At 33.5% G+C, this 10,199-nt stretch carries 10 protein-coding genes and 1 pseudogene; 7 read left to right on the top strand and 4 right to left on the bottom strand.

Annotated features, from left to right (window positions below; genetic code table 11):
- Positions 1-171: 171 nt before the first annotated feature.
- From ACJMLH_RS06110 to ACJMLH_RS06085, 6 genes are all read left to right on the top strand, one after another.
- On the top strand, positions 172-1,788 hold the full coding sequence (locus tag ACJMLH_RS06110) for an ABC transporter substrate-binding protein (protein ID WP_405275762.1): 1,617 nt from the start codon (positions 172-174) through the stop codon (positions 1,786-1,788).
- A gap of 68 nt (positions 1,789-1,856) precedes the next feature.
- On the top strand, positions 1,857-2,852 hold the full coding sequence (locus tag ACJMLH_RS06105) for an ABC transporter permease (protein ID WP_405275760.1): 996 nt from the start codon (positions 1,857-1,859) through the stop codon (positions 2,850-2,852).
- Positions 2,842-3,696, top strand: a complete 855-nt coding sequence (locus ACJMLH_RS06100; protein WP_405275758.1) for an ABC transporter permease — start codon at positions 2,842-2,844, stop codon at positions 3,694-3,696. Before ACJMLH_RS06105 ends, ACJMLH_RS06100 begins: the two co-directional genes overlap by 11 nt.
- A gap of 12 nt (positions 3,697-3,708) precedes the next feature.
- A complete protein-coding gene (locus tag ACJMLH_RS06095) occupies positions 3,709-4,656 on the top strand; it encodes an oligopeptide/dipeptide ABC transporter ATP-binding protein (protein WP_405275756.1) in 948 nt (315 codons plus the stop codon).
- On the top strand, positions 4,646-5,257 hold the full coding sequence (locus ACJMLH_RS06090) for an ABC transporter ATP-binding protein (protein WP_405275754.1): 612 nt from the start codon (positions 4,646-4,648) through the stop codon (positions 5,255-5,257). The genes ACJMLH_RS06095 and ACJMLH_RS06090 overlap by 11 nt, the downstream gene beginning before the upstream one ends.
- A gap of 98 nt (positions 5,258-5,355) precedes the next feature.
- Positions 5,356-6,714: an MATE family efflux transporter gene (locus ACJMLH_RS06085; protein ID WP_405275752.1), complete on the top strand. Its 1,359-nt coding sequence runs from the start codon at positions 5,356-5,358 to the stop codon at positions 6,712-6,714.
- A gap of 165 nt (positions 6,715-6,879) precedes the next feature.
- Here the strand turns inward: ACJMLH_RS06085 and ACJMLH_RS06080 are convergent, their stop codons facing one another.
- From ACJMLH_RS06080 to ACJMLH_RS06070, 3 genes are read right to left on the bottom strand one after another with little or no spacing between them, the layout of a single operon-like run.
- The gene (locus ACJMLH_RS06080; RefSeq protein WP_405275750.1) at positions 6,880-7,701 is read right to left on the bottom strand and encodes a nicotianamine synthase family protein; all 822 of its coding nucleotides are present in this window, start codon (positions 7,699-7,701) and stop codon (positions 6,880-6,882) included.
- A gap of 33 nt (positions 7,702-7,734) precedes the next feature.
- Positions 7,735-8,349: an ABC transporter ATP-binding protein gene (locus ACJMLH_RS06075; protein ID WP_405275748.1), complete on the bottom strand. Its 615-nt coding sequence runs from the start codon at positions 8,347-8,349 to the stop codon at positions 7,735-7,737.
- Positions 8,339-9,298, bottom strand: coding sequence for an ABC transporter ATP-binding protein (locus ACJMLH_RS06070; RefSeq protein ID WP_405275746.1), 960 nt, complete (start codon positions 9,296-9,298; stop codon positions 8,339-8,341). Before ACJMLH_RS06070 ends, ACJMLH_RS06075 begins: the two co-directional genes overlap by 11 nt.
- A gap of 147 nt (positions 9,299-9,445) precedes the next feature.
- Here ACJMLH_RS06070 and ACJMLH_RS06065 point away from each other — a divergent pair, with 147 nt between their 5' ends.
- Complete coding sequence (locus ACJMLH_RS06065) at positions 9,446-10,006, top strand: GNAT family N-acetyltransferase (RefSeq protein ID WP_405275744.1); 561 nt, start codon at positions 9,446-9,448, stop codon at positions 10,004-10,006.
- Here the strand turns inward: ACJMLH_RS06065 and ACJMLH_RS06060 are convergent.
- A pseudogene (locus ACJMLH_RS06060) lies at positions 10,001-10,199 on the bottom strand (hypothetical protein); the annotation flags it as partial. The gene ACJMLH_RS06065 and the pseudogene ACJMLH_RS06060 overlap by 6 nt on opposite strands.

Below are 10,199 nucleotides of genomic sequence, written 5' to 3'. Positions count from 1 at the left end.
TTTTTTTTATTTTAATCGTAATTTTTATATACTCCTAATTTATATATATTTAAATGTAATATCTTAATGGAAATAAGTATTACTTATTTCTTAATTTTCTATAATTTAGTAATAACTAAATGTGATATTACTTCGGATTAAATTAAAAATAATTTTGATGAGGAAATTAAAATGGATACAAAATACATTATAGGTGCAGTTGTAGCTATAATCGCAATAATCGGTATAGGTGCAGTTGCTATGGGGGGCGGAAACACTCAACATGCTGCTAATGAATTAGTAGCTTGTGTTGCTGCTCACGGTGAAGAACCTGAGTTTGGTTTTGATCCAATGCATGGTTGGGGATACCATGATTCCGGAACAGAACCTCTTATACAAAGTACAATTCTCAAAAGGGATAAAGACAATAATTTTGTAAATGATTTAGCAACAAATTACACTGTTTCTAGTGATTTCAAAACTTATACAGTGGATATCCGTGATGATGTTAAGTTCACTGACGGTTCAAAATTAACCGCAAAAGATGTAGCATTTTCATATAATAAAGCTAAAGAATTAGGTGAAGGAGCAGATTTAAGTTCCATGAATAACGCAACAGCAGATGGAAATAAAGTAGTATTCACTCTCAATAAATCCGATTCCACATTCATCAACAAATTAACTGATGTCGGAATCGTACCTGAAGCTAATTATAAAGAAGATTCATACGGACAAAACCCAATCGGTTCAGGTCCTTATAAATTAGCTCAATGGGATAAAGGACAACAATTCATTTTAGAAAAAAATCCTGATTACTATGGACAGGAACCATACTTTGATAAAATAACTAACTTATTCTTAGATCCTGATGCAGCATTTGCAGCAGTTAAAAACGGTGATGTGGATATTGCTGAAGTACAACTTGCATATGCAAATGAAACCATTGACGGATACCACTTGGAATACTTCGATTCTATTGATGTACGTGGAATATCATTACCAACACAAATGGACACTGGTAAAGTCACTGAAGATAATGTCACTATCGGTAACAATGTAACCGGTGACCCTGCTATTAGAGAAGCGTTAAACATTGGTATTAACAGACAATCATTATTAGACGGTGCATTTAATGGATATGGTAATGTTTCCTACAATGGTGTTGCAAGCCAATTACAATGGGCATTTGATTCTACATTTAATGACAGTCAAGTTGACCAAGCTAAAAAAGTTCTCTCCGACGCTGGTTGGAATGACACTAACGGCGATGGAATTGTAGAGAAAAACGGTACCAAAGCAGAATTTTCAGTATACTATAATTCAAAAGCAACTGAAAGACAAGCAATTGCAGTAGCAGTTGCAGAACAAGCTAAAGAAATTGGTATTCAAATTAATCCAGTAGGTGGAAGCTGGGACGACATTGACCCTAATAAATACAGCCAAGGAGTAGTATGGGGATTCGGTTCAGCAGATCCATTTGAAATTGAACACCAATATGATTCAAGAGTAGCATGTGTAGGTTATGACAACTCTGAAGGTCTTAATGATACTGAAGTGGACTCATTAATCGACCAAGCTATGACTCAAGATTTAAACAGTTCATATGCTACCTGGTCTCAAGCAGCTCAAAAAGCTACATCACACTATCCGTACTTATGGGTTGGTACTGTAGACTACACTTACTTTGTAAGTAATGATTTAGACATTTCCAACAGCACACACCTTATTTACCCACACGGTGGAGACATATGGGGTAACATATACGATTGGAAACGTGTTAATGAAACTTCAAACGAAACTGCAAAGTAAATAATTAAATAAAAGATGATTTATTCATAAATCATTTTTTTATTCTTTTTTTTAAACAAATTTACGAGATGATTAAAATTAACAATAAAAAATTAGCTAAGTTTTTAGGATTAAAAGCTATTAGATTACTAATTTTATTAATTGTTATTGCTGCAATCAGTTTTATAATGATACAATTATCTCCAATTGACCCTGTTAAAGCTTATCTTGGGCAACGAATTGTCAGTCAAGAACAAATAGCAATTATAGGCGAATATTGGGGTACAAATTTATCTTTAGGTGAAAGGGTAATAGGTTGGCTTCAAACTTTGGCATCTGGAAGCATGGGTTTTTCATTGATTTATAGGGTGCCTGTAACTGAAGTGATTGTGCAAAAATTCACAGCTTCATTAACTCTCATGGTAGTTTCATGGGTAATTTCTGCAATTGTAGGTTTTGGCTTAGGTGTAATTGCAGGTGCAAAAGAAGGCAGTTGGGCAGATAAGGCAATTAAAACTTACTGTTACATATTACAATCCACACCTACTTTCTGGATAGGATTAGTATTTTTAATGGTTTTCTCAGTGTATTTGGGCTGGTTCCCAATTGGTCTTTCGGTTCCGATTGGACAATTATCAGATACAGTAACATTTTGGCAATGGTTATATAGATTGATATTGCCGGCAATAACTTTAAGTATTGTGGGTATTGCTTCTCTTACCATGTATACAAGAGATAAGCTTATCAGTGTAAAAAGAAGTGATTATTTCTTGTTTGCGCAAGCTAGAGGTGAAAGTTTCTGGGGTATAATCAAAAATCACGGAATAAGAAATATTTTACTTCCGGCAATCACAATTCAATTCTTATCATTCAATGAATTATTTGGTGGAACCATCCTTGTTGAACAGGTATTTGCATATCCGGGTATTGGTCAGGCAACAGTAGCTGCCGGATTAAGGTCTGATGTCCCATTATTGCTTGGTATTGTTATCATCAGTGCTATTTTTGTATTTATGGGAAACTTCATTGCCGATTTGATTTACCAATATGTAGACCCAAGATTAAGGAGTGAGGATGATGAGTGAAATTCCATGGTATAACAGAGGATTGTTCAGTTCTCTGAACTTAAGACAAAAGACACTTTTAACTATCGGGCTCACAGGATTAGTTTTATTGATTATTTTCATTAGCGGGTGGATGATTGATGCTAATTTGCCTACTGATTTCACTATTAAAATGAAACCTCCGTCATTCCAGCATCCTTTTGGTACTGACTGGATGGGTAGAGACATGTTCATTAGAACATTGAAAGGTTTAAGTTTAAGTATTATGATTGGATTGGCAGCTTCAGTTCTTTCCAGTATAATAGCTACAATCTTAGCTTTTGTTGCAAGTATGAACAGGTTTTGTGATGAATTTGTGTCCTGGTTAATTGACTTGTTTGCATCAATACCTCATATCCTGTTAATCATGATGATATCTATCGGATTGGGTAAAGGAGCATTTGGTGTAATGATGGCTGTGGCATTTACTCATTGGGTAAACTTAACAAGGGTGCTTAGGGCTGAAGTATTGCAAATCAATACCTCCGAGTATGTTGCATTATCTAAAAGATTTGGTAAAAGCAAATTATGGATTGCCAGACAGCATATCCTGCCTTTGGTATTGTCCCAAATATTTGTAGGAACATTGCTGGTATTCCCTCATGCGATTATGCACGAATCAAGTGTAACATTCTTAGGATTTGGTTTATCACCACACGAACCGGCAATTGGTATAATCCTGTCTGAATCAATGACATATCTTGCAATGGGTGCTTGGTGGCTTGCATTCTTCCCAGGTCTTGCATTGCTGATAGTTGTATTGTTGTTTGATATCATTGGAGATAATCTGAAACGGTTGGTTGACCCTTCACAGGCAAATAACTAGATTGGTGATATTATGGGAAATTTATTAGAAGTAAGCAATTTGTCTATAGCTTTTACGCAATATGTTCAAGGTTTGAATAGGCATGATTTAAAGGTGATATCTGATTTAACAATTGATGTTAATGAAGGTGAGATAGTTGCCATTTTAGGTTCTAGCGGTTCTGGTAAAAGTCTTTTAGCTCATTCAATCTTAGGTATTTTGCCTTACAATGCTCATGTTACAGGTGAGATTAAATATGAAGGTAATGTTTTAAACCAGGAATTGAAGGAAAAGTTAAGAGGTAAAGAAATATGCCTGATTCCTCAATCAGTAAATTTCTTAGATCCTCTCATGAAAGTTTCCGAACAGGCAATCGGCGAATGCAAGGACGAAAAGGAACATGCTGAGAAAAAAATTAAGCAAAGGGAAATTTTCGCCAAATACGGTTTGGATGAAAGTGTAGATGATTTATATCCTTTTGAATTGTCTGGGGGTATGGCTAGAAAAGTATTATTGTCTACAGCTTTAATTGGCAATCCTAAGCTCTTAATTGCTGATGAACCAACTCCGGGTCTTGATAAAAAGAGCGTTGATGAGACAATTAGTGATATTAAAAATCTGAAGGAAAACGGCAAGGGTGTTTTGCTTATTACTCACGAAATTGATGTGGCTTTAAAAACTGCAGATAGAATAGCAATATTTTACTCAGGTTATGTAATTGAAATCAATAAAGTAGAAAACTTCAAAAACGCTGATAATCTATTGCATCCATACACTAAAGCTTTAATTAATTCTCTTCCAAGAAACGGTTTTAATCTAACCGAAGGTGTTCAGCCATTAGATGAAGTTTCAGGTTGTCCTTATTGGGAAAATTGTCCAGTTCGCATAGATAAATGTGAAAAAACCAAACCGGAGTTAGTTGAGCATAATGGTGCAATGATTAGATGTTTCAATTTCATGGAGGTTAATGATGGATCTTAAAGCAAACAATATTTCTTTTTCATACAATAAAAAAAGGCAAATATTAAAGGATGTTTCATTATCTCTTAACAGCAATCAAATCATAGGCCTAATGGGAGATAGTGGTAGTGGTAAATCCACTTTATGTAAAATATTATCTGGTCATATTACTCATTATACAGGAGAGGTAACTCTTGACGGTAAAAAAATACCTGATAAAGATTTTTATCCGGTACAATTAATTTTCCAGCATCCTGAAAAGACCATGAATCCTAAATGGAAGATGAATAAAGTATTGAATGAGTCATGGAATCCTCCTAAAGATTTAAAAGATACTTTTGGTTTAAAGGATACCTGGTTAACTCGCTGGCCTAATGAACTTTCCGGTGGGGAATTGCAGCGTTTCAGCATATTGAGGGCTCTCAATCCAAAAACAAAATTTATCATTGCCGATGAGATTTCCACTATGCTTGATGCCGTAACTCAGGTGCAAATCTGGGAAGCTCTTATAAATCATTGTAAAGCCAATAATATTGGTATATTGGCAGTTAGTCATGATGAAGAGCTGCTGGATGTATTGTGTGATGATATTTTACTTTTTAATGAAATAAATAATCTCTAAAATTGAATTATTATATTTATAATTTAATTTTAGAATATTTTTTTCTTTTTTTTGTTAAATAACTAATTTTATATTTGAAAAAATTTTAATAGTTACTTATGTTAAGTGATGATTCGGTTAATAGTGTAGATATAATGCTTCAAAATCCCAAAAAAGCATTAATAAGAATGTCTATACCTTTGATTATTTCATTGCTTATAACTAGTTTTTATAATCTGATAGATGCTTTTTGGGTGTCTGGCCTTGGAGCCGATGCACTTGCGGGTGTTGGATTTTTCACACCGATATTCATGATTCTGGTCGGTTTTGGAAATGGTTTAGGTTCGGGTGCAGCTTTTGCATTGTCAAAATATCTTGGTGAGGACAATAAGCTAAAGGCAGATAATGCTTCTGTACATTCTATTTTAATAGATATTGTAATTTCATTAATTATGACTGCAGTATTACTGGTTACATTAAATCCGATTTTAAATGCTATGGGTGCAGGCCAAACCATTAGTTATGCAACCGATTATGGTGTAATAATTATTTTGGGTTCCATTTTCATAATCTTTTCAAATGCATTATATGGTATTTTTAGAGGGGAAGGGGATACGACAAGGCCCATGTATGCGATGATTGCGTCTGCAGTTTTAAACATGATTCTGGATCCTATTTTCATATATACTTTAAATTTTGGAGTTAAAGGGGCAGCTATTGCAACTATAATCTCCTCAATATTTGTTATTCTATTATTGTTGTATTGGTTTTATATCAAAAAAGACACTTTCTTAAAGCCGAATTTTGCTAATTTCCAATTTAAAAAAGATATTTCTAAAGATATTGTTAAAGTTGGAATTCCAGCAAGCATTCAACTTTTAAACAATGCATTTTTTGCTGCAGTTTTCTCTGCACTCTTAACCTATGTCGGTTCAACTGATTCAGTTGCAGTTTATTCAACAGGCTGGAGGATAGTTACTATAGGAACAACTCCCCTTTTAGCTATTGGAACTGCCTTGATTAGTGTTATTGCAGCAAATTATGGAGCTCAAAAATATAAGAACATTCAAATTGCCCATAGGTATGCAATGAAAGTATCAATTGTCATTGCATTTGTTGTGGCAATTCTCACAAATGTCTTTGCGGGAAATATCGCATCAGTATTTGCATCTAGCGGCAGCAGTGTTAGAATTGCTTCAGAGCTAACCAGTTTTCTTTCTTGGATTGTAATTTATTATCCGACAATGGCGGTAGGTGTGGCTTCAACTTACGTGTTCCAGGGAATAGGAAAAGGAATAACTGCAATGTTTCAGACAATAATGAGGGAAACCGGTTTTACAATATTTTTTGCAGTTTTATTAGGTGTTGTTCTGGGCTATGGTGTATGGGGGGCATGGATGGGAATTGTTTTGGGCGAAGTTGTTTCAAACAATATCACAATGATTTGGGCAGATTGGGAAATTAAAAAATTAATATAATTCCAATTGTTTTGCATTAAATTTAATGAAAGGAAGCTTAAATTATTTTAGATAATATAATTATTTTTTTCATTTGGTGAATGGTTATTTTATTTTAGTTGTTTTGATTTCATTTGTCCATGAATTGATTATTTTTGATGTATAGGTGATGGTGTTTAATGAGAGTTACTCTATTTTTCTAATTAGAACAGAAGTATTGTTGGTTTTACCGGAAGGCAACATCATAACTTCCTTATGGAAACCTCTTGTATCTTTATCAAGAACTGGTGAATATAAAATCGCTCTCATTCCTGTGTAGGTTCTATAAATTACAGGAGTATTTTCATCAACATATTCCCAGATATTTGCAAATACTCTATCTTTAGGCTCTGCCAATGCGGCAACCATCAGGATATCATATTCCAAATCCTTGATTGCTGTTTCATCACCTACAACAATTCTGATATCATTTTCAAGACCCAATCTTTTTAAAACTTTTACGGATAGTTCTGCGACATCCGCCTGCTGTTCAATGCCTATACATTTACAGCCAAATACTTTGTTAAACATTATCAAAGTTAATGGAAGGGGTCCTGAACCTAAAAATACAAATGTTTTATCTTCATTGAATTTGGCTAATCTGCTTTCATTTTCAACAAGCCCTATATATCTGTCATAAAAATGAAATGAATCTAAGGTTTCGGCGGGATTGTCGGATTCTAAAATTTTTAGGGCATTTTCAGTTTCGAGTCTTGCACCAATATAAACATAAAATTTTCTAATTAATTTGAGTGCCTTATTCATTTTTTCATCATCTAAAATATGTTTTGCAGAATCAAAATCAATAGTTTTATCGTGTGCGATGATTTCCACATCATCCAATATTTCGATGATTTCATCTATATTGATGTCATCTAGCTTTGAATTTCCGTATTTATCTAAATCCCCATAGGCAGATAATTTATTTGCGATTTCTTCAAGTTTTCCCCAATATTTATAACAGCTCATTTTTGTCACCTAAGTTTAATAATGTTAATGATATTAAATATTGTTGATGTCTTTTAAATAGATTTTTTCATCACAAATTGCTTCAACTAAGGGCATGTCGTGACTGACAAGTAAAAATCCCATGTTTCTTTCTTTTACAATTTTTAACACGGAATCAATGATTTGCACCTGTGTGATTGCATCAAGCATTGTTGTCATTTCATCGGCAATTAAAAATTTAGTGTTTGGATTTAGAGACCTTACGACGGAAAATCTTTGAAGTTCTCCTCCTGATAACTCCTGCGGAAATCTTGTAAGCCATGATTTTTGAATACCGAATTCTTTTAAAATTTCATCAGGTACATCCCATGATTCTTCCAAAACCTGTTTCATTTTCCATTTTGGATTCATTACTTTTTCAGGATGCTGATAGATTAATTGGACTGGTTTGAATCCTTTTTTAGGAAGAGGTTTCCCATCAAGGGTCACATTTCCTTCGTATTTTGTAACATATCCTGATAATATTTTACATAATGTTGATTTTCCACTTCCACTGTCTCCAATCAAACCAATAACTTTATTGTTGTCTAATTCGATATTAACATCTTTCAGTAAATATTTTTTAGCTGAGGGATATTTAAATGAAATATTTTCTGCTTTAAGTTTCATCATTTACACCTTCTTCATATTTAAAGCATCTTACTTTTTTATTTCCAAGATCAATAAGTTCAGGTCTTTCATCTTTGCATCTGTCAAATCTCATTTCGCACCTGTCATAATATGGGCAGCCCTGTGAGATTTCTCCATGTAATGGTTGGTGTCCTTTAATTAATTCAAATCCATTTGCAGGTAGTGCTTTGTATAATGCCTTGGTGTATGGGTGAAGTAAGTTTTCTCCATCTCCTGAAAAGTCTTTGTTTTCTGCAATTTCGATTACAAATCCGGAGTAGAAAATTCCAATCCTGTCGGCGATTTCAAGTGCTGCATGGATATCGTGTGTGATAAGAAGCACTCCCACTCCGTCTTCTTTCATATGTTTGAAATGGTTTAATGTTTCCATTACTGTTTTTTCGTCAAGTCCTGGTGTTGGTTCGTCTGCAACAACAAGTTTTGGATCAGATAATAGTGCGGTTGAAACAAGGACCCTTCTGGCCATTCCTCCGGATAATTGGAATGGGTACATGTCATCTACTTCGGAACCAAGATTATAATGCTCAAAAATTTCCCTTTGTTTTATTTTCTTTTCTTTTTTCTCTGCATCGTTTTCAACATGCCCTATGGCTTGATCTGAAATTTTCATTAAAGGGTCTAGGAAATTTACTGATTGAGGAATCAATGCAATTTCTTTTCCTCTAAGTTCTTCTTTATCTTCTTGGGATAATTCTTTTCCTTTGTATTTTATTTTTCCGTTTTGTCTTGCATTTTCAGGGAGTATTCCAAAAATCGCATGAGCAAGTAAACTCTTTCCGGAACCACTTGAACCTAAAACTGCTAAAATTTCACCTTCAGATATATCTAAAGTCAAATCAGTAATAACTTTTAAATCTCTTTGATTTAACCCTTTTGTATACTGTATAAATGAAATTGAAACATTTTCTACATCTAATAATTTTTCCATTACATCACCTTTTGGACTTTCGAATGATAACTTTTAAATATTAATTTGTACTTTATTAATATTAAAGTTATTCAAAATAATTAAAAAAGTATTACTAATTACATAAATGTAGTAATATTTGTAATACTTTTTTATAATGGTGTTTTTATGAAGGTCACTATTAAAAAGCTAACCAATGATTGTGAAGAAATTAGTAATGTTCAAAAATTTTTGTTTTCCATGATAAAACAGGAATTCGGATATGATTATGTTCCGGAATGGCATCAGGATATTGTAAAAATGGATGAATATTATATTTCTCCAAAAAGAAATGATTTTTTTGTTGCATATACTGAAACCGGTGAAATTATAGCAACAATCGGCATAAGGGCTTATGATAAGGACTTTCCTGAATTCAGACATTTGTATTCAAAAGATACTACTTCAAGCATATGGAGACTATTTGTTGATAGGAGATGTCGTCGTTGTGGATTGGCTTCTAAAATGTTCAGCATTGCTGAAAACTTTGCAAATGAAATGAAATATGATGATATCTATTTGCATACTCATAAGACATTGCCTGGCGCATTGGAATTTTGGACAAAAATGGGTTTTGTTGTGGCCTTAGATTCTAATGATGAGCTTGAAACAGTCCATATGGATAAAAAAATAGTTGGTTTAGACATTAATCCTTTAGCCAATGATTTTTATTATGCGGTAAAATTATAATTTTTTAATATATTTTTGAGTGTGGGGACATGCAAAAATGCATTTTCCGCACACGGTATCGGGTTTTCCTAAATTTTCTTCTGAAACTTGAAGCGCATATTTTTCGCATTTTTTATCATCGTAAAAATCATTTCTTTTTAATTTATAGTTCCATTCTCTTCCGCTTATTGCCCCTCCAAGACACGCATCCCTG

The organism is Methanobrevibacter sp., from assembly GCF_045116495.1.
GTDB lineage: Archaea > Methanobacteriota > Methanobacteria > Methanobacteriales > Methanobacteriaceae > Methanocatella.
This window is presented reverse-complemented; position numbering and strand designations above follow the sequence as displayed.

What these genes read in the sequence shown, in the direction of transcription:
- ACJMLH_RS06110 (WP_405275762.1), top strand. Translation starts at nt 172, where the DNA reads ATGGATACAAAATACATTATAGGTGCAGTTGTAGCTATAATCGCAATA.
- ACJMLH_RS06105 (WP_405275760.1), top strand. Translation starts at nt 1,857, where the DNA reads ATGATTAAAATTAACAATAAAAAATTAGCTAAGTTTTTAGGATTAAAA.
- ACJMLH_RS06100 (WP_405275758.1), top strand. Translation starts at nt 2,842, where the DNA reads ATGATGAGTGAAATTCCATGGTATAACAGAGGATTGTTCAGTTCTCTG.
- ACJMLH_RS06095 (WP_405275756.1), top strand. Translation starts at nt 3,709, where the DNA reads ATGGGAAATTTATTAGAAGTAAGCAATTTGTCTATAGCTTTTACGCAA.
- ACJMLH_RS06090 (WP_405275754.1), top strand. Translation starts at nt 4,646, where the DNA reads ATGGATCTTAAAGCAAACAATATTTCTTTTTCATACAATAAAAAAAGG.
- ACJMLH_RS06085 (WP_405275752.1), top strand. Translation starts at nt 5,356, where the DNA reads ATGTTAAGTGATGATTCGGTTAATAGTGTAGATATAATGCTTCAAAAT.
- ACJMLH_RS06080 (WP_405275750.1), bottom strand. Translation starts at nt 7,701, where the DNA reads ATGAGCTGTTATAAATATTGGGGAAAACTTGAAGAAATCGCAAATAAA.
- ACJMLH_RS06075 (WP_405275748.1), bottom strand. Translation starts at nt 8,349, where the DNA reads ATGAAACTTAAAGCAGAAAATATTTCATTTAAATATCCCTCAGCTAAA.
- ACJMLH_RS06070 (WP_405275746.1), bottom strand. Translation starts at nt 9,298, where the DNA reads ATGGAAAAATTATTAGATGTAGAAAATGTTTCAATTTCATTTATACAG.
- ACJMLH_RS06065 (WP_405275744.1), top strand. Translation starts at nt 9,446, where the DNA reads ATGAAGGTCACTATTAAAAAGCTAACCAATGATTGTGAAGAAATTAGT.